Origin of the sequence: Sphaerotilus sp. (assembly GCF_031429695.1) — a bacterium.
In the GTDB taxonomy this organism is placed as follows: Bacteria; Pseudomonadota; Gammaproteobacteria; order Burkholderiales; family Burkholderiaceae_C; genus Sphaerotilus.
This window is the reverse complement of the sequence record NZ_JANPAB010000059.1, coordinates 25,552-44,168: the sequence shown is the minus strand read 5'-3', so window position 1 is coordinate 44,168 and position 18,617 is coordinate 25,552. Positions and strand designations below refer to the sequence as shown.

Genomic DNA, 18,617 nt, shown 5'->3' with positions numbered 1-18,617 from the left:
AACGACAACACGCCGGCAATCACCTCGGGCAGCGTGTTCAGCGTGACCGAGAACACCACGGCCGTGACCACAGTGACGGCGAGCGACGCCGACCAGCCCGGCCAGACGCTGACGTACAGCCTCGTCGGCGGCGCGGACGTGGCCCGGTTCGCGATCGACGCGGTCACCGGCGCGCTGAGCTTCCAGACCGCCCCCGATCACGAAGCCCCGAGCGATGCCGGAGCGGACAACGTCTACGACGTCACCGTGCAGGTCAGCGATGGCAGCCTGAGCGCCACGCAGGCCGTCGCGGTGACGGTCACGGGGGTCAACGACAACGCCCCTCGTTTCAGCGCGCAGGCTGGGGGTGGTGCCGAGTTGCTGGTGTCGGTGCCGGAAGGCGAGCGCTGGTCGATGGTGCTGGAGGCGGCCGATGCAGACCTGCCGGGACAGGCGCTGACCTTCGGAATCAGCGGCGGTGCGGACGCTGCGCTGTTCGAACTCGATCCGGACAGTGGCCTGCTGGCGTTCAAGTTGACGGCAGACCACGAAGTGCCACAGGACGCCAATCTGGACAACGTCTACGAGGTAGCGGTCGATGTCCGGGATGGTGAACTGACCGGGCACACGACGGTGACGTTGCGGGTCACCAACCTCAACGAGGCGCCGGTGCTGGTGAAGAGCCAGGTGGCGGTAGACCAGGGGGGGCGCGTGGTGCTCGACAGCGACATGCTGCGGGCGAGCGACACCGACACCGATGCGGCAGCGCTGGTTTTCACGGTCAGCGATGTGCAGTCGGGTGTGTTCGAGCGAGCGGATGCACCAGGGCAGGCGGTCAGCCAGTTCACGCAAGCCGATGTGGTCGCCGGACGGGTCGTGTTCGTGCAGTCGGGGACCGGCGCGGCGGCGGCGAGTTTCGGGCTGACCGTGTCGGATGGCGGCTGGACGGTCGGGCCGCGCCGGGTGGTGGTGCAGGTGCAGCCGTCCGCGGTGGTGCCGCAGCCCGAGGTGATCCTGGTGCCGGCCGTCGAACTCGACATGCGGCCTGTCGCGGGCGCCGGGGTCGATGTGGGGGCCCCTCTGCTCCGATCCAGTGAACCGCTGACTGGCGTGGGAGAGGGGACTCGGTTGGACCGGATCCTGGTGGAGATCGCTGGCAGCCGTGTCGCCGGCCAGCCGATCCTCACGTCCCTGGCGACGACGGACCGTGACAACGAGGCTGCGCCGGCCTCGGGGTCGCCGGACCGGCCGTCGGCATCTGCCCGGGCGCCCGCCGCCATGCCCGCGCTGCAGACTCCTTTGCATGGACTCCGCCAGGCCGCAGCGCAGTCGGTGTCGGCCAACCCTCCCGATTCCAGCCGCCAGACCGCCAGCGAGTTGCTGGTGATGCTGGACGTGCCGATCGATCTGAGCGGCTTCGTGCAGGACCGCATGGCCCTGCTTCAGTGGGCGCTGGCCGATGAGCGAAGCCGCGCCGCCGCGGATTCCGCGCTCCAGCAGCAAGCGAAGGACGAGGCGCCGGCCCTGCGCTGGGACAGCCGGCAGGCCGCGCAGATCGGCAGCATGGCGCTGTCGGTGGGACTGGTGTTCTGGGCCACGCGGGCAACCGGGCTGGTCGCGAGCCTGTTGGCCGTGGCGCCGCCGTGGCGCCAGTTCGATCCGCTGCCGGTCCTGAGTGTCCATGCACCCCGCCAGCCCGAAGGGACTGAAGTTGAGTGGCTGGATACCGATATCACGGGATCGCTGGCGGAGCTGGCGGAAGACATCCTCGATCAACGCACCTGACGTCGGCACACAGAGGCCTCACCCCCCATGCGCTTTCCCTGGCCACCGGACACGATTTCACGCATCGCCGTGGGCATCGCGGCGCTGGTGGTGTTGTGCCTGATGGGCCTGGACTACGCCTTCGGACTCGTGCCGAACCCGGTCCGGGTCGAGATCGACCGGCGCCAGGCCGTCAGCCAGCTGCTGGCTGACCAGATCGCGCTGGTCGCGACCCGCCTGGGGCCGCCGGACGTGCACCAGTTCCTCTACAGCGCGCGGCGCAACGAATCGAAGCTGCTCGGCATGGCGCTGCGCTCGGCGGCGGGCGATGCGGTGTCGATCACCGGCGTCACGCCGCCGCGCGTGGGCGCAAACTTCCGCAGCACGTCCACCCACGTGCGCGTCCCGGTGATGCTGCAGGGGCAACCCTGGGGCGCGCTGGAACTGAACTGGCAGCCGATTGCGGCGGAAGCGTTCCCCGACATGCTGCTGACTCCGCAGTCGCTCTGGCCCATGCTGACCTTCCTGCTGCTGACGGTGCTGTTGCGGCTCTATCTCGGCAAGGTGCTGCACCAGCTCGACCCGAGCGCGGCCGTGCCGGAGCGGGTGAGTCGTGCCTACAACACGCTGTCCGAATCGGTCATCATGCTCGACGGGCAGGGTCGCATCGTGTTGCTGAACGAGGCCTTCCGGGTGCTGGTCGGGCAGCGCAGCGTCCTGGTCGGGCGGCGCCTGGAAGAACACGACTGGCTGCGCGAGGGCGCCGAACTGCAGGACGGCAGTGGCTACCCGTGGACACTGGCGCTGCAAACGAACACGGCCTGCACCCGCATGCCCATGAAGCTGCGGCTGGGCGGTGACCTGCACGTCACGCTGGTGACCTGCAGCCCGATCACCGAGCGGAACAAGGCGCTGGGCTGTCTGGTGGTCATCTCCGACCAGACCTACATCGAACGCAGCAACGAAAGCCTGCGCCTGACGACCAGCCAGTTGCAGTCGGCCAACGACGAGATCCAGCAGAAAAACGCCGAGCTGACCCGACTCGCCACCCGCGATCCCATGACTGACTGCCTCAACCGGCGCGCCTTCTTCGAGATCGCGGGCGCCCGGAAGGACCAGTGCAACCTGGTCGGTCAGCCGGTGGCAGCCATCATGTGCGACATCGACCACTTCAAGTCCTTCAACGACCGCTATGGCCACGCCATCGGCGACGAGGTGATCAAGGCGGTCGCGGGGCTCTACAACACTGCGGCGGAACCAGTCGGACTGGCCTGCCGCTACGGCGGCGAAGAGTTCTGTCTGCTCCTGCCAGGCTTTGACGAAGCGAAAGCCGGTGTGTTTGCCGAGATGCTGCGCAAGCGGGTGCAGGACACGGCCGGTGACGGCATCGACTACGAGCCGCGCCTGAGCATCACGTCGAGCTTCGGGGTTGCGGTGACCCGCTCGCCGCGTCTGGCGCTGGAGCAGCTCGTCGACCAGGCCGACCAGGCGCTCTACCAGTCCAAGCGGGCCGGGCGCAACCGCTGCACGCTGTTCGAGCAGCGGCAGCCCGAAACGATCGGCACCGACTCCACCGCCTGATTCCGCGTCAGAGTGGCAGCGGGTCCGTGTCGTCGAAGCGCAGGACTTCGAAGCTGACGGTGGGGGCGTTGATGATGTTCGGACTGACGCCAAGGCAGATCACGCCGCGGCCATGCAGCGTGCAGGCGCCGCGGCGCAGCGTGACCACCTCGGACTGGCGGCCGAAGCGCACATAGGTGCCGTTGGAGCTGAGGTCGGTGAGCTGGAAATTGCCGCTGTGCCACTCGATGCGGGCGTGCATGCGCGATACGCGGCTGTCGTCCAGGCAGTACGCCGCCTCGTGGCTGCGGCCCAGAATGGCCGGTAGGTTGCGCACGGTGTGGATGCGCGAGATGCCTTCGCTGACCAGGCGGATGCCTTCGGGCACAGTCGTGGGGGCCGCGTCACCGAACATGGTGGACAGCGGATCCGGCCCGGAGCGCCGTGCTTCGAAACGCCATACCTCGACCGGCTCGACCCGCCCGCGCAGGTGCAGCCGCTCCAGCCGGCGAAAACGCTCGCGCACGTCCGATGGCAGTACGCCCAGCGTCTGCGAGGTCACCAGCGTCTCGTTGTCGCCGGCGTGGTCGAGCAGACGGGCGGACACGTTCACCGCGTCGCCGAAACAGTCACCGGCCACCTCGATCACCTCGCCATGGGCCATGGCGATCTGCACCCGCATCACCGGGCTGCGCGACGGTCGCGCGGCGCCCATGACCCGTTCGAGCGATTCATGGACTTCTTCGGCCGCGCGCACGGCGCCGACGGGGTGAGGGAACACAGCCATCAGGCCATCGCCCAGCGTCTTGATCACCCGGCCGCCCTGGCCCTCCATGATGCGAGCGACCACCGCCACGCTGTGCGTGACGACGGACGCGGCTTCAGCATTCCCCAAGCTTTCGTACAGGGATGTGCTGCCGCGCAGATCGGCAAAAAGAACGGTGCAAGTGACGGTCTGCGACATGCGCTCAGTTTACCTTGTCGTTTCGTGAAGCAGTACGCATCCAAAGGTTGCAGAAGTGAAATGGCCCCACAGATGCGGGGCCATGTTCATGGGGACGTTAATCCCCCTTTGTCAAGCGGGTGCTTACAGATTGTCCAGATAGGTTCGCAGCTTGTCCGAGCGGCTCGGGTGCTTGAGCTTGCGGATGGCCTTGGCCTCGATCTGGCGGATGCGTTCGCGCGTCACGTCGAACTGCTTGCCAACCTCTTCCAGCGTGTGGTCGGTGGACATCTCGATGCCGAAGCGCATGCGCAGCACCTTGGCCTCGCGCGGCGTCAGGCTGTCCAGGATGTCCCGCACGACATCGCGCAGGCCCGACTGCATCGCGGCCTCGATCGGCGCGGTGTTGTTGGTGTCCTCGATGAAGTCGCCCAGGTGGCTGTCGTCGTCGTCCCCGATCGGCGTTTCCATGGAGATCGGCTCTTTCGCGATCTTCATGATCTTGCGGATCTTGTCCTCGGGCATCTCCATTTTCTCGGCCAGCGAAGGCGCGTCCGGCTCGAAACCGAACTCCTGCAGGTGCTGGCGCGAGATCCGGTTCATCTTGTTGATCGTCTCGATCATGTGAACCGGGATGCGGATCGTGCGGGCCTGGTCGGCGATCGAGCGTGTGATGGCCTGGCGGATCCACCATGTCGCATAGGTCGAGAACTTGTAGCCGCGGCGGTATTCGAACTTGTCCACCGCCTTCATCAGGCCGATGTTGCCTTCCTGGATCAGGTCGAGGAACTGCAGACCGCGGTTGGTGTACTTCTTGGCGATGGAGATGACGAGGCGCAGGTTGGCCTCGATCATTTCGCGCTTGGCTTCGCGCGAGTTGGCCTCGCCCTCGTTCATGCGCTTGTTGATCGCCTTCAGGTCGTCGATCGGCACGACGGCCTTGGTCTGCAGGTCGATCAGCTTCTGCTGCAATTCCTGGATCGGGGGCAGGTTGCGGCCCATGATGGCGCTGTAGCCCTTGCCAGCGGCGATCTCGCCCTCGGCCCAGGCCAGATTCAGGATGTTCGGCGGAAAGACCTTGATGAATTGCTCCTGCGGCATCCCGCAGCGGTCGACCACGATCTTGCGCAGCTCGCGTTCGTAACGACGCACATCGTCCACCTGCGAGCGCAGCAGGTCGCACAGCTTCTCGATCGTCTTGACCGTGAAGCGGATCGTCATCAACTGGTTGCTGATGGCGGTCTGCGCGGCGTTGTAGGGCGCCGATTTGTAGCCGTGGCTGGCATAGGCTGCACGCATCTTGGCGAACTCGGCGCGCATCGAGTCGAAGCGCGACAGGGCCTGGTTCTTGAGTTCTTCGAGCTTCTTGGTCAGTGCCTTGGAGGTGCCACCTTCTTCCTCGTCCTCGTCGAACTCGTCGAAATCTTCTTCGGCGACGTAGTCATCGGCTTCTTCGGAGGAGACAAACCCATCGACCACTTCCGAAATCTGCGACTCGCCGGCGCGGATGCGGTCCGCCATGCCCAGGATCTCGTCGATCGTGGCGGGCGACGCGGAAATCGCCAGCATCATGGCCTGCAGACCGCCTTCGATCCGCTTGGCGATCTCGATTTCACCTTCGCGGGTCAGCAGCTCGACCGTGCCCATTTCGCGCATGTACATGCGGACCGGGTCGGTCGTGCGGCCGAACTCGGAGTCCACCGTGGACAGTGCGGCTTCGGCGGCTTCTTCGGCTTCTTCCTCGGTCGAGGTCGTCGCGCCACCACCGGCGATCAGCAGCGTGGCCGCGTCGGGTGCCTGCTCGTAGACCGCGATGCCCATGTCGTTGAGCATCGAGATGATGGCTTCCAGGATCTCGTTCTCGACCAGCTTCTCGGGGAGGTGGTCGTTGATCTCCTGGTGCGTCAGGAAGCCGCGCGTCTTGCCCATCTTGATGAGGGTCTTCAGCTCCTGGCGGCGCTTGGCGACTTCCTCTTCGGTGAGCGTGGTCTCGTCGAGGCCGAACTCGCGCATCAGCGCACGTTCCTTGGCCCGGCTGACCTTCATGCGCAGCGGCTTGGCCTTGGGCTTGTCGGCTTCAACTTCGACTTCCCCTTCGGCGACCACCTCGACCTCGGCTTCCACCTCGGCTTCGACATCGATCTCGGCGTCGGGGTCGGTGAAGTCCTCATCGGCGTCCAGCGTGGGCTTCTCGACCTTCTTGTCGATCTTTTCAGCCTTCTCGACCTTCGTGTCGGACTCGGCCGCGGGTGCCTTGGTCTTGCGGCCGCGCTTGATCACGACGACGGGCACGGTGGCCTCTGCCGGTGCGACCGCAACTGCGGCCGCGGTGACCACCTCGGCGGCGGGGGCAGCGGCTACGGGCTTGACGGCCTTGACTGCCTTCACGACGCGCACGGTCTTGGACGCCACCGGAGCGGCCGGAGCGGCAGCGGTGTTCGTCACGGGGGATTGCTCAGGGGCGCTCTTTTTCGCGGGCATGCGATTCCTCGGCTGGGGTGCTCGGATACGGTGGGGCTTTGAGCCTGAATCACAAGTCTCGGGCGGCGCACGAAAGGCGCTCGCGGACGAGGTGCTTCTCAGGCGGGCAAGCTGGCGTGAACATCCATCAAGGTGCAGCGCTGGCGGGGAAGTTGGCCTGAAATAACCCGTGTCGCGGGTGGCCGGGGCCGGCAGGCGCTGCTGTCACTCTTGCCGCGTCGAAACCAACCTTTGATTATACAGGGTTGCTACGAGTCAAGCGTGCCTTCAGTTCGGTGCGCAATGCATTGAGCTCGATCGCCCGTTGTTTGGCTTCTTCAGAGAGCGGACCTGATTCGATGAGAAGGTCCCATTCATCGATCACTTGGTCGAGCCGCAGCCGGTCGATCAACTTGGGCAGTTCTGTGGCATTGGGGGCATTGTCGCCAAGCTCTATCAGTCGCTTGAGTCGAGTGACCAGGACGCCCAAGCCCATTTCCTGCGGTTCTAACTGCATGTGGTCCAGTACGGCATGAAGAGGCAAAGTTCCTTCTTCATGCAGCAGTCGTTCCAGTACTGAAAAGAAACTTCCGTACGGCGGGGACTGTTGAACCAATAGATCGTGAATGTCATTCGGAAGCTCAAGCCACAACTCCATGTTATGTGCCAGGAACCATGCAGCCTGATCCAGCGATGTTGTCGTTCGCAAGGGGCGGCGTTTCGGCTGTGCCAGACCGGAATTTCGTTTCACCCAAGAATCTGCGCGGTCCGTTCTAAAGCCACCCTTTCGATCGCGATTTTTGCCGGAAAATTTATCTCTGCGCCAACGCTCATCCGGTGGCGTGCCGTCGTCCATCGGGTCGTAGCCGAGGCCGTTCGGCTCCGCTTCTGGCGGGGCTTCGTCGGGTGGTGGGGCGTTATCCCAGTCCGGTTCGTCGTGGTGGTGCGCGGTGGGTGCGGGTGTCGGCTCTGCGTGCCCGGTTTCCGGGCGCCGACGATCGCCCCGGCGCGCACTGGCCGCTGCCCAGTGGTGGAGCAACACGTCTGCCGTCAACCCGCCATCGCGTGCGAGTTCGACCAGCAGCTGGGCCTTGAGCAGTCCGTCCGGCAGCAGTTCGTACAGTGGCCGCGCCTGCGCCAGCATCCGTGCTCGGCCTTCCGGGGTCGCCATGTCGCAACCGTCGCCTGCCACTGCCAGCAACTGCCGCGACAGCGTGAACGCCTCGTGGATGCAGGTTTCAAACGCCTCCGGCCCGCGCTCGCGGATGAAGGAGTCCGGGTCGTGCTCGGCCGGCAGGAACAGGAAGCGAAAGCTGCGCGTGTCGCCCGCGTGCGGCAACACCGCTTCCAGCGCCCGCGCCGCCGCCCGCCGGCCGGCTGCGTCACCGTCGAAACTGAAGACGACCTGCTCGGAAAACCTCAGCAGCTTGACGATGTGCTCGCCGGTGCAGGCTGTGCCGAGGGTGGCCACCGCGTTGCCGAAACCAAGCTGCGCCAGCGCCACCACGTCCATGTAGCCCTCGGTGACGAGGATGAAACCACGCTTGCGGATCGCGGCGCGCGCCTCGAACAGGCCGTACAGCTCGCGGCCCTTGCTGAACACCGGCGTCTCGGGCGAGTTCAGGTACTTCGGCTCGCCCTGGTCCAGCACCCGCCCGCCGAAGCCGATCACCTCGCCCTTGGGATTGCGGATCGGGAACATGATCCGGTCGCGGAAACGGTCGTAGCGGCGCTGTTCGGCCGCATCGTCGCCTTGCAGGATCACGAGGCCGGACTCGACCAGCAGCGGGTCGTCGTACTTCCCGAAGGCACTCGACAGCCCGTGCCAGCCACCCGGCGCGTAGCCGAGGGCGAAGTGCTTGGCGATCTCGCCGGTCAGGCCGCGGCCCTTGAGATAGGCGACGGCGCGCGGGCTGTCCTTGAGCTGGGCGCGGTAGTGGTTGCTCGCTTTCAACAACACATCGCCGAGCGTGATCTGGTGTTCGCGGACCTTGGCGGCGCGGGCGCGCTCCTCCGGGCTGTTGTCATCGTCGGGCACGGTCATGCCCACGTCCTGCGCCAGGTCCTTCACCGCGTCGATGAAGCCCAGGCCGCTGTGCTCCATCAGGAAACCGACCGCGTTCCCATGCACGCCGCAGCCGAAGCAGTGGTAGGTCTGGCGCGAGGGGCTGACGATGAAGCTCGGCGACTTCTCGCCGTGGAACGGGCACAGGCCCTTGTAGTTGATGCCAGCCTTCTTGAGCTGCACGGCGCGGCCGACCACATCGACGATGTCGGCGCGGGCAAGCAAGTCCTGGATAAAGCCTTGGGGGATCACGCGGAGGAGTCTAGCTGCTCACTCGCCCAGCACGATCCCTTCCCGGCGCGGATCGGCTCCCCCGCGCCAAACCTCCCGCCCCGCCTCGCGCCCCCGACTGATCGCCTGCAACCCGCTGGTCATCTCCACCTCGCGCACCTCATGTCCGTGGCTTTTCAGCGCCTCGGCCACCACCGCCGGGAACCGTCCCTGCTCCAGCAGCACCGGCCCGCCGGTTGTCCCGAAGTTCGGCAGATCGATCGCCTGCTGCGGCGTCAGACCCCACTGCAGCACGCCGTGCAGCGTCTTGGCGGTGAAGTGGATGATCAGCGCACCGCCAGGGCTGCCGCCGGTCATCGCCAGCACGCCCTGGTCGTCGAACACCAGCGTCGGCGACATCGACGAGCGCGGCCGTTTCCCCGGTTCGACGCGGTTGGCGATGGGGCGGCCGGCGGCGTCGCCAGGCAGAAAACTGAAGTCAGTCAGCTCGTTGTTCAACAGGAAGCCGCGCACCATCTGGCGCGCGCCAAAGGCGTCCTCGATCGTCGTGGTCATCGACACGGCATGGCCGTCGGCATCGACGACGCTGATGTGGCTGGTGCCGTGCTCGACCTGCTCGGGCATCGGCGCGAGGCTGGTGCGCACGCCGCCCGGAGTACCCGCCGGGGCGACGGGCAGGCGTTGCGGACCGATCAGCCCTGCGCGCTCGCGCAGGTAAGCCGGGTCGAGCAGGCTGTGCCAGTCGCCGCCCGGTGCTGCGACAAAGTCCGGATCACCCAGGTACTGTGCCCGGTCGGCAAACGCCAGCCGCGAAGCTTCGGCGTAGGTGTGCAGCCACTTGGCCGACGGAAGCCCGGTCTCGGTCAGCGGTTCGCCTGCCGCCTCGGTCTGGCCGAGCATGCCGAGGATCTGCCCGATGGCGATGGCGCCGGAACTCGGTGGCGGAAATCCGCAGAGGGTCCAGCGCCGGCCGCCGGCCGCGTGGGCATGGCACAGCGGCATGCGTTCCTGGGGACGGTAGCCGGCGAGGTCGGCCTCGGTCATGCGGCCCGGGTTGGTCGGATGGCCTTGCACCTTGGCGACGATGGCCTGCGCAATCTCGCCTTCGTGCAGGGCGCGGGAGCCGTCGCGCGCGATGCGGCGCAGCACCTCGGCCAGTGCGGGGTTTTTCAGCGTGCCGCCGATCGGTACCGGTTGGCCGCCCGGATAGAAATAGGAGTCAGCAACCGGATCACGGCGCAGGAACGGGTCGGTCCCCAGCAGCGTGTGCAACCTCGGGCTGACGGTGAATCCTTGCTCGGCGAGCCGGATGGCTGGGGCGAACAAGGTGGCCCAGGGCAGCTTGCCGTGCCTTGCGTGGGCCAGTTCCAGCATCCGCACCGTGCCGGGCACACCGACCGCGCGCCCGCCGACCACCGCGTCGTGAAAGGCCACCGGCTTGCCGTCTGCGCCGAGGAACATCCGCCCGTCGGCGGCGGCCGGGGCCGTCTCGCGGCCGTCGTAGGCGCGCACGCGCTGGCCGTCCCAGTGCAGCAGGAAGGCGCCGCCGCCGATGCCACTGGACTGCGGCTCGACGAGGGTGAGGACCATCTGCACGGCGATGGCGGCGTCCACGGCGCTGCCGCCGGATTGCAGGACTTGCTGGCCTGCTTCGGTGGCCAGCGGGTTCGCGGCGGCCACGGCGTAGCGGGTGGTGGTCCAGCCGGGTTTGGCCTGGTGGCCGGATGCCGCTTCGGGCTGCACCGGATGGGCGGGATGCGGTGCGTCGACCGCACTGCAGGCGACCAGCAGTGGCGCGGCGCAGGCGAAGAACGACAGGCACTGAGGGCGGCGGGCAGGGCGTTTGCTCATGCCCGCCATCGTGTCACAGGCGGGGCGTCAGCGCGGCGCCAGCCGGACCGCGCCGTCGAGGCGGATCACCTCGCCATTGAGCATCTCGTTGGTGACGATCTGGTGCACGAGCTTGGCGTAGTCGGCCGGCGTGCCCAGCCGACTCGGGAACGGCACGCCCGCGGCGAGCGCGTCCTGCACCTCCTGCGGCATGCCGAACAGCATCGGCGTGCCGAAGATGCCCGGTGCGATGGTCATGCAGCGGATGCCGTTTTTCGACAGGTCGCGCGCGATCGGCAGCGTCAGGCCCACCACGCCGCCCTTGCTCGCGGCATACGCCGCCTGGCCGATCTGGCCGTCGAAGGCGGCGACGCTGGCGGTGTTGATCAGCACGCCGCGCTCGCCGGTCGGCTCCGGTTCGTTCTTGCACATGGCTTCGGCGGCCAGGCGGATCATGTTGAACGTGCCGATCAGATTGACCGAGATGACCTTGCTGAACAGTGCGAGCGGGTGTGCACCATCGCGGCCGACGGTGCGGCTGGCCGGGGCGATACCAGCGCAGCTCACGAGGCCCACCAGCTTGCCCATCGACACGGCTTGTGCCACTACGGCGCGGCCGTCGTCCTCGTTCGACACGTCGCACTGCACGTAGGCGCCACCCAGCTCGGCCGCGATCGCCGCGCCGCGCTCGGCCTGCAGATCGGCGATGACGACCCTGGCCCCTTCGCGCGCCAGCATGCGCGCAGCGCCTTCGCCCAGCCCGGAAGCGGCGCCCGTGACGATGAAGACTCGATCGGCGATCTGCATTTGGTTGTCCTTTACGTAAACGTCAACTTGATGGCATGAAAAAGCCGCCCGTGGGCGGCTTGGACAGGGCGCTTCAGCCGAGGGCAGCGAAGGCGCGGGCGGTGATTTCGTCGACGGTGCCGGTGCCGCTGATGGCGCGGTACTGGGGCGCGGCGGCGTCGCCGGTGGCGGCCCACTGCGAGTAGTAATCGACCAGCGGGCGGGTCTGGCTCTGGTAGATCTCCAGGCGCTTGCGCACGGTGTCTTCGGCGTCGTCGGCGCGCTGGATCAGGTCTTCACCGGTCACATCGTCCTTGCCGTCGACCTTGGGCGGGTTGAAGACGACGTGGTAGGTGCGACCCGACGCCACGTGGACGCGGCGCCCGCTCATGCGCTGGATGATGGACGTGTCCGGCACGTCGATTTCCAGCACGTAGTCGAGCTTGACGCCTGCGGCCTTCATCGCGTCGGCCTGCGGGATGGTGCGCGGGAAGCCGTCGAACAGGAAACCGCCAGTGCAGTCGGGTTGCGTGATGCGCTCCTTGACCAGCCCGATGATGATGTCGTCGCCGACGAGGCCGCCCGCGTCCATCACCTTCTTGGCGGCGAGGCCCATCTCCGTGCCGGCCTTGACGGCCGCGCGCAGCATGTCGCCGGTGGAAATCTGGGGAATGCCGTATTTCTGGCAGATGAAGGCCGCTTGCGTGCCTTTGCCGGCGCCGGGTGCGCCCAACAGGATCAGTCTCATGGATCTCCTCGGTCTCTGTCTGCGTGAAACGTACTGCAAATTCTGGGGGGTCATTTTGAGAATACCATGCCTCCCCTGAGTTGAAACTGACTCGGCGTGGCGCGTCGCGTCGGTTGAACGTCAGGGTCTGCCCAGGCTTTTGCTGCAGCGAAATCTGGGTTATCCGGGGCTATTCGAAGTGGCGGCGCACCCGTTCGAGGTCTTCCGGCGTGTCCACACCCGGGCCAGGCCGGGTGTCGCTGATGTGCACCGCGATGCGCTCGCCGTGCCACAGAACCCGCAACTGTTCCAGCGACTCGACCTGCTCGATCGGGCTTGCGCTGAGGGACGGGAACCGGCGCAGAAAGCCCGCGCGGTAGCCGTAGATGCCGATGTGGCGCAGCGGTGCGGGGTGGGTCGGCAGCGCGCTGATGCCGCCCGTATTGCCATCACGCCACCAGGGCAGCGGCGCACGCGAGAAATACAGCGCCCGCCCCGCCGCATCGCACACCACCTTGACCACGTTCGGATTGACGAACTCCTCGACGCTGTCGATGGCGTGCGCGGCCGTGCTCATCACGCAGTCCGGGTGGTCCTGCAAACCCTGCACACAGGCAGCGATCAGGGCCACGTCGATCAGCGGCTCGTCACCCTGCACGTTCACGATGAGGTCGTCGCCGTCCAGTCCGAGCAGTGCACAGGCTTCGGCCAGGCGGTCGCTGCCGGTGGCGTGATCGGCGCGGGTCAGTACCACGCGCACGCCGTGCGCAGTGCAGGCCTCGGCCACTTCGGGCGCGTCGGTGGCGACGACCACATCCCATGCGCCAGCGGCGGCGCAGCGCTGAGCCACCCGCACGACCATCGGCAGGCCACCCAGATCCGCCAGCGGCTTGCCGGGGAGGCGGGTCGAGGCGAGCCGGGCAGGAATCAGGATGGTGCAGTCCATGGTCAAGGCGTCGGTGCAGGGTCTGGCAGCGGGAACGGCGAGGGTGGCGGCGCGTCCGGATCGACCGTGCGTGCCTCGCTTTCGAGCATCACGGCCATGCCGTCCCGGATCGGAAACGCCAGCCGGTCGGCCGGGCAGACCAGCTCGTGCGTGGCGTGGTCATGGTTGAGCGGCCCCTTGCAGAGCGGGCAGACGAGCAGTTGCATCAGGCGGGTGTCCATGGGGCGTGATGCTACCTTGCCGGCGCGGCGCCGAGCGCGTCCAGCACGCGCCGGATGAACGCGGGTGGCAGCACCAGCACCAGCGGCACCACCCACACACGCAGCCCCGGTCGCTCGGCGGCGAGGCGCTGCGGGTCGAGCTTGATGGCGTCCTTCTCGGTCACGACCACGTCGGTGATGCCAGCGGGCCAGGGCAGGCGGGCGTGGTCGTGGTGGTCATCAAGGGCCAGCGTGTCGGCAGGGTCCAGCGCCAGACCGGCGTCCCGCAGGGCATCGAAGAACCGCTGCGGCTGCCCGATCCCCGCGCTGGCGAACACACGTTGTCCGCGCAGTGCAGCGAGTTGCTCCGGTGTGGCTGGCGCACCGGCCCACCAGGTGGTCAGATCGACCGCACCGGCGAGTTGCCGCGTCGCGCAATCGCCGGGCAGGGCGGTGCTGGGCTGTGCGGCGTTGTAGAGCACGAACTGCTGGGGTGCGGCGGCGGGTGCGTCGATCGGCTCGCGCAGCGGCCCTGCCGGCAGCAGCCAGCCGTTGCCGGCGCCGCGCTCGTCGAACACGACGATCTCGACCGAGCGGCCCAGGCGCAAGTGCTGCAGCCCGTCATCGCAGACGAGGACGTTGACTTCGGGGTGTGCCGCCAGCAGCGCGACGCCAGCGTCTGCCCGGTCCCGCCCGACCCAGACCGGCACGGCCGACCGGCGTTGCATCAGCAGCGGCTCGTCGCCAACCGTGGCGGCGGGTGTTTGCGCGTGGACGGGGCGTGCAGCAGTTTCCCGGCTGCCATGCCCACGCGAGACGATGCCGGGGCGCCAGCCGGCCTGCTGCAATGCGCCGACCAGCGCGAGCGTGGTTGGCGTCTTGCCTGCACCGCCTGCGACACGGTTGCCGACCACGATGACCGGGCACGGCAGCCGCACCGTGGCCTTCCAGCCCCGCTGGTACAGCCACCGCCGCAGCCCGACCAGCACCCCATGCAGCCCGCCCAGTGGACGCAGCGCCCACTGCGCCGGCCCGCCGTGTTGCCAGATGGCTTCCAGCCGCGCCGCGAGCGTCACCGGCTCAGCGGCCCGTACCGCCGCTGCGGGCGCTCTGCGTAGCGAAGGTCAGCTGCACCAGCCCGGCCCGCCGCGCCGCGTCCATCACGTTGATCACGCTCTGGTGCGCGGCCATCGCGTCGGCCGAGATGATCACGGTGCGGCTCACGTCGCCCTGCGCAGCGGCACTCAGCGCATTGGTCAGCACCTCGATGCCCACCCCCTCGACCGGTTGCTTGTTGATGGTGTAGACGCCGTCCGAGGACACGCCGACCACGATCTCGCGCGGCTGGCTCTCGATCCGGTTCGACTCGGCCACGGGCAGCGTGATCTTGAGCTGCGTGTACTTGGCGTAGGTGGTGGTGAGCATCAGGAAGATCAGCACCACCAGCAGCACGTCGATGAACGGGATCAGGTTGATCTCCGGCTCCTCGGGGCGTCGGTGACGGAAGTTCATTGCCATCGTGCGGCTCCCGGTTCAGCGGCGCGGGGCGCGCGGCAGCAGTTGGGGCAGCAGCCGCTCGGCCGCCTGCTCCAGCGTCAGCACGAACTCGTCCACCTGGCCGCGGAAGTAGCGGTAGAACATCAGCGACGGGATCGCCACGATCAGGCCGAACGCGGTGTTGTAGAGCGCCACCGAGATGCCGTGTGCGAGCTGCTCCGGGTTGCCGCCCGAGTTCGGCACCTGCGCGCCGAAGATCTCGATCATGCCGACCACCGTGCCCAGCAGGCCCAGCAGCGGCGCGGCCGAAGCGATGGTGCCCAGCGCGTTGAGGTAGCGTTCCAGCCGGTGCGTGGCAATGCGGCCGGAGGTCTCGAAGGCGTTGCGCAGTTGGGCCTCGTCGCAGCGCGGATCGGCCACTGCGGCACGGATGCCGCCCGCCAGCACCGTGCCGAGCGCCGAGTTGCCGTGCAGCTTGTCGATCACGTCCGACGCTGGCAGGCTGCTGCGCGTGAGGGTGAGCACCTCATCGAGCAGCTTCAGGGGCGCTACCTTGGCGGCGCGCAGGCTCATGAAGCGTTCGATGACGATGGCCAGTGCGGCGATGGAGCACAGGATCAGTGGCCAGATCGGCCAGCCAGCGGCTTGTATGATCGAAAACAAAGGTCGTTCCCCAGGGTGAGGTGGACATCCGCAGCCTGGCGCGGCGCGGCGCAGCAAGAAGGATTATGGACGCAAGGCTGCGTGCCTGATCTGCACAACACCTGTGCGATGCGGCACGAATTCTCCCCGACTCCTGTGGATAACCTTGGGGACAAGCTGAGGAGGGGGACGCCAAGTGCCTGTCAACACAGCGTTTTTGTTGGATTGCCTCATTTTTGATCAACCGTGAATTCTCGATGACGACACCGAACACCGCCCGGGTCTGGGATGTGGCCGTGCTGGTGCAGGCTGTGGGCGAGGCGCTGCAGACGCGCTTCGGCGCTGTGGCCGTGCGCGGCGAGCTGGCCGGTTTCACGCGGGCGTCCAGTGGACACTGCTACTTCAACCTGCGGGCGCCGGACGGAAGTGCTGGCCTGCGCTGCGCGATGTTCCGCCGCGCTGCTGGCTATCTCGACTTCTCGCCACGCGACGGCCAGGCGGTCGAGTTGCGCGGCAAGCTGGCGGTCTACGAGCCGCGCGGCGAGCTGCAGATGATCGTCGAGGCGATGCGCCCGGCGGGCGAGGGCGCACTGATGGAGCAGTTCCTGCGCCTGAAGGCCCGCCTGGAAGCCGAGGGACTGTTCGACGCAGCCCGCAAGCGCCCGCTGCCCGCCTTCCCGCGGCGCGTCGGGGTCGTCACGTCGCTGGCGGCGGCGGCGCTGCACGATGTGGTGACGGCGCTGCAGCGTCGGGCGCCGCACGTCGAGGTGGTCGTCTATCCCGCGCCGGTGCAGGGGCTGGAGGCGCCGCCGCTGCTGGTGCGTGCCGTCGCCGAAGCGGGGCAGCGGCGCGAGGTGGACACGCTGATCGTCTGCCGCGGCGGGGGCTCGCTCGAAGACCTGTGGGCGTTCAACGATGAGGCAGTCGTGCGCGCCATTGCGGCGTCGCCGATCCCGGTCGTGTGCGGCGTGGGCCACGAAACCGATTTCACGCTGGCCGACTTCGCCGCCGACCTGCGCGCCCCGACACCAACGGCGGCGGCCGAGATGGTCGCCCCTGAGCGGGCCGCCTGTCTGGCCTTGCTCGACCAGCGGCAAGCGCAGTTGCGGCAGGCGCTGCAACGCCGGCTGGACCGCGAGGCGCAGCGGCTGGACCGCGCCGCGCAGCGCCTGTCACGGCCGACCGAGGCGCTGCGCCAGCACCAGCAATGCCTGGCCCTGCTCGGCCAGCGCCACACCGCCGTGCTGCCCCGTGCGCTGCAGCATCACCGTCAGCGGCTCGACGTGCTGGCGGCGCGGCTGCAGGCACTGGACCCGGCCCGCGTCCTGCAGCGCGGCTATGCCTGGATCACTGACGCCGAGGGCCGCACGCTGGTCTCGGTCGCGCAGGTGCAGCCCGGCGCGGCGCTGACGGCGGTGCTCCGCGATGGCCGGGTGCAGACCACGGTGACCGCCGTGACGGCCGCTCAGAGCGCAGACTGAGCGCCTTGCCTACAATCGCACAGCCGTTTTCACTGCCGGATCACCCGGTCTACCCACAAGAGGAACCCCATGGAACACACCCTGCCCGCACTCCCGTTCGCGATGGACGCCCTGGTCCCGCACATGTCGAAGGAAACCTTCGAATACCACTATGCCAAGCACCACCAGGCGTACGTCACCAACCTCAACAACCTGATCAAGGGCACGGACTACGCCGACCTCGATCTGGAAGCCATCGTCAAGAAGGCCCCGGCCGGTGGCGTCTACAACAACGCCGCGCAGGTCTGGAACCACACGTTCTTCTGGAACTGCCTGAGCCCGAACGGTGGCGGCGCCCCGACCGGCGCACTGGCCGACGCGATCGCCGCCAAGTGGGGTTCGGTCGATGACTTCAAGAAGGCGTTCCAGGCATCGGCGGTCGGCAACTTCGGCTCTGGCTGGACGTGGCTGGTGAAGAAGGCCGACGGCTCGGTGGACATCGTCAACATGGGCGCCGCCGGCACCCCGCTGACGACCGGCGACAAGGCCCTGCTGTGCATCGACGTGTGGGAACACGCCTACTACGTGGACTACCGCAACCTGCGGCCGAAGTTCGTCGAGACGTTCCTGAACAGCCTCGTGAACTGGTCGTTTGCGGAAGCCAACTTCGCCTGAATGCGCTGACGGGGGTTCGCCCTCGTGCGATGGAAGCCGGCCTGTGGGTCGGCTTTTTTGTTGCTCACGGCTGAGGTCGAACCCAGCGCCGCGCATCCTTGAGCAGCAACAGCATCTGCGGCGCTCCCAGCGGTGAATCGATGAACCCGAAGCGGCGATAGAACGCAGCAGCGGGCGTGTCGATCGGGTGGGTCAGCATGGCGCGGATGCCAGCCTGATCGGCGATGAGCAGCGTGCGCCGGACGGCGTCCTTCAGCAGTCCGACTCCTGCACCCAGTCCCTGTGACCGCTGATCCACCGCCAGCCGAGCCAGCACCACGACCGGCAGCGGATAGCGCCCCATGCCTTGCCGGATGCGGTCTGGTGCTTCCAGCGTGTCGATCTGCCCGACGGTGAGTGCGAAATAGCCCGCGACCGCTTCGGCTTCCGTCGTGACGACGAAGGTGCGTGCCGAGCCGCTGGCGTTCGCTTGGCGGGCGTGGCGCATCAGCCAATCGTCGAGCGTGGGCTGGCCGCAGTGGAAACCGTCCAACTGGTGTGCCGAGCCGAGCGGCTGCGGGGCCGACAGCGTCATGCCGCTTCCCAAGGGGCTTTGCGCGTGAACAGCTCGCGCAGGCCGGGGTTGTCGGCGGGCTGCTGGTCGAGCAGATCCAGCAATGCCTGTCCCTGTGCTGGCGAGGCAATGAACAGCCGCTGATCAAGCAACGTCTGTTCGGCTGCACGGCAGGCGCTGTCGAGGATGAACTCGGTCAGCGACTTGTGCGCCACCTCGGCGGCGCGGCGCAGCACGGCTTCCTGATCCGGCGTGGCGCGCAGGCCGAGGCGGGCGGAACGGGTGGCGGTGGTCATGGG

Annotated in this window: 17 protein-coding genes; 4 read left to right on the top strand and 13 right to left on the bottom strand. The window is 67.6% G+C overall.

Going from position 1 to position 18,617, the window contains the following annotated elements; all coding sequences use genetic code 11:
* Together RMP06_RS11290 and RMP06_RS11285 are read left to right on the top strand one after the other, a co-directional pair.
* Positions 1 to 1,764: cadherin-like domain-containing protein (locus RMP06_RS11290; protein WP_310461878.1), on the top strand; the 1,764-nt coding region annotated here is incomplete at its 5' end.
* A 27-nt stretch (positions 1,765 to 1,791) separates the two neighbouring features.
* Entirely contained in the window at positions 1,792 to 3,324 is a 1,533-nt protein-coding gene (locus RMP06_RS11285; RefSeq protein WP_310461877.1) for a sensor domain-containing diguanylate cyclase, read from the top strand.
* Between the two features lie 7 nt (positions 3,325 to 3,331).
* On the opposite strand, the gene RMP06_RS11280 is transcribed toward RMP06_RS11285, so the two are convergent.
* The 11 genes from RMP06_RS11280 to RMP06_RS11230 form a co-directional block, all read right to left on the bottom strand.
* Complete coding sequence (locus RMP06_RS11280; protein WP_310461876.1) at positions 3,332 to 4,267, bottom strand: adenylate/guanylate cyclase domain-containing protein; 936 nt, start codon at positions 4,265 to 4,267, stop codon at positions 3,332 to 3,334.
* Positions 4,268 to 4,390: 123 nt separating this feature from the next.
* Complete coding sequence (gene rpoD, locus RMP06_RS11275) at positions 4,391 to 6,727, bottom strand: RNA polymerase sigma factor RpoD (RefSeq protein WP_310461875.1); 2,337 nt, start codon at positions 6,725 to 6,727, stop codon at positions 4,391 to 4,393.
* A gap of 235 nt (positions 6,728 to 6,962) precedes the next feature.
* On the bottom strand, positions 6,963 to 9,023 hold the full coding sequence (gene dnaG / locus RMP06_RS11270; protein WP_310461874.1) for a DNA primase: 2,061 nt from the start codon (positions 9,021 to 9,023) through the stop codon (positions 6,963 to 6,965).
* A gap of 18 nt (positions 9,024 to 9,041) precedes the next feature.
* Positions 9,042 to 10,853: a gamma-glutamyltransferase gene (gene ggt, locus RMP06_RS11265; protein ID WP_310461873.1), complete on the bottom strand. Its 1,812-nt coding sequence runs from the start codon at positions 10,851 to 10,853 to the stop codon at positions 9,042 to 9,044.
* A gap of 27 nt (positions 10,854 to 10,880) precedes the next feature.
* A complete protein-coding gene (locus RMP06_RS11260; protein WP_310461872.1) occupies positions 10,881 to 11,639 on the bottom strand; it encodes a 3-hydroxyacyl-CoA dehydrogenase in 759 nt (252 codons plus the stop codon).
* A 73-nt stretch (positions 11,640 to 11,712) separates the two neighbouring features.
* Entirely contained in the window at positions 11,713 to 12,366 is a 654-nt protein-coding gene (gene adk / locus RMP06_RS11255) for an adenylate kinase (protein ID WP_310461871.1), read from the bottom strand.
* Positions 12,367 to 12,535: 169 nt separating this feature from the next.
* Positions 12,536 to 13,291 carry a 3-deoxy-manno-octulosonate cytidylyltransferase gene (kdsB, locus tag RMP06_RS11250; RefSeq protein ID WP_310461870.1) on the bottom strand — a complete coding sequence of 252 codons (756 nt, stop codon included), beginning with the start codon at positions 13,289 to 13,291 and terminating at the stop codon, positions 12,536 to 12,538.
* Between the two features lie 2 nt (positions 13,292 to 13,293).
* Positions 13,294 to 13,512: a Trm112 family protein gene (locus RMP06_RS11245; RefSeq protein ID WP_310461869.1), complete on the bottom strand. Its 219-nt coding sequence runs from the start codon at positions 13,510 to 13,512 to the stop codon at positions 13,294 to 13,296.
* A gap of 11 nt (positions 13,513 to 13,523) precedes the next feature.
* The gene (gene lpxK / locus RMP06_RS11240; protein ID WP_310461868.1) at positions 13,524 to 14,567 is read right to left on the bottom strand and encodes a tetraacyldisaccharide 4'-kinase; all 1,044 of its coding nucleotides are present in this window, start codon (positions 14,565 to 14,567) and stop codon (positions 13,524 to 13,526) included.
* Between the two features lie 4 nt (positions 14,568 to 14,571).
* Positions 14,572 to 15,003, bottom strand: coding sequence for an ExbD/TolR family protein (locus RMP06_RS11235; RefSeq protein WP_310461880.1), 432 nt, complete (start codon positions 15,001 to 15,003; stop codon positions 14,572 to 14,574).
* Between the two features lie 21 nt (positions 15,004 to 15,024).
* Positions 15,025 to 15,651 carry a MotA/TolQ/ExbB proton channel family protein gene (locus RMP06_RS11230; protein WP_310461867.1) on the bottom strand — a complete coding sequence of 209 codons (627 nt, stop codon included), beginning with the start codon at positions 15,649 to 15,651 and terminating at the stop codon, positions 15,025 to 15,027.
* Positions 15,652 to 15,887: 236 nt separating this feature from the next.
* On the opposite strand from RMP06_RS11230, the gene xseA reads away from it, so the two are divergent.
* Both xseA and RMP06_RS11220 read left to right on the top strand, forming a co-directional pair.
* On the top strand, positions 15,888 to 17,111 hold the full coding sequence (gene xseA / locus RMP06_RS11225) for an exodeoxyribonuclease VII large subunit (protein WP_310461866.1): 1,224 nt from the start codon (positions 15,888 to 15,890) through the stop codon (positions 17,109 to 17,111).
* Between the two features lie 69 nt (positions 17,112 to 17,180).
* Positions 17,181 to 17,765, top strand: a complete 585-nt coding sequence (locus RMP06_RS11220) for a superoxide dismutase (RefSeq protein WP_310461865.1) — start codon at positions 17,181 to 17,183, stop codon at positions 17,763 to 17,765.
* 64 nt (positions 17,766 to 17,829) lie between these two features.
* Here the strand turns inward: RMP06_RS11220 and RMP06_RS11215 are convergent, their stop codons facing one another.
* Both RMP06_RS11215 and RMP06_RS11210 read right to left on the bottom strand, forming a co-directional pair.
* The gene (locus RMP06_RS11215; protein WP_310461864.1) at positions 17,830 to 18,339 is read right to left on the bottom strand and encodes a GNAT family N-acetyltransferase; all 510 of its coding nucleotides are present in this window, start codon (positions 18,337 to 18,339) and stop codon (positions 17,830 to 17,832) included.
* Positions 18,336 to 18,614, bottom strand: a complete 279-nt coding sequence (locus tag RMP06_RS11210) for a type II toxin-antitoxin system TacA family antitoxin (RefSeq protein ID WP_310461863.1) — start codon at positions 18,612 to 18,614, stop codon at positions 18,336 to 18,338. The genes RMP06_RS11215 and RMP06_RS11210 overlap by 4 nt, the downstream gene beginning before the upstream one ends.
* Positions 18,615 to 18,617: the final 3 nt, after the last annotated feature.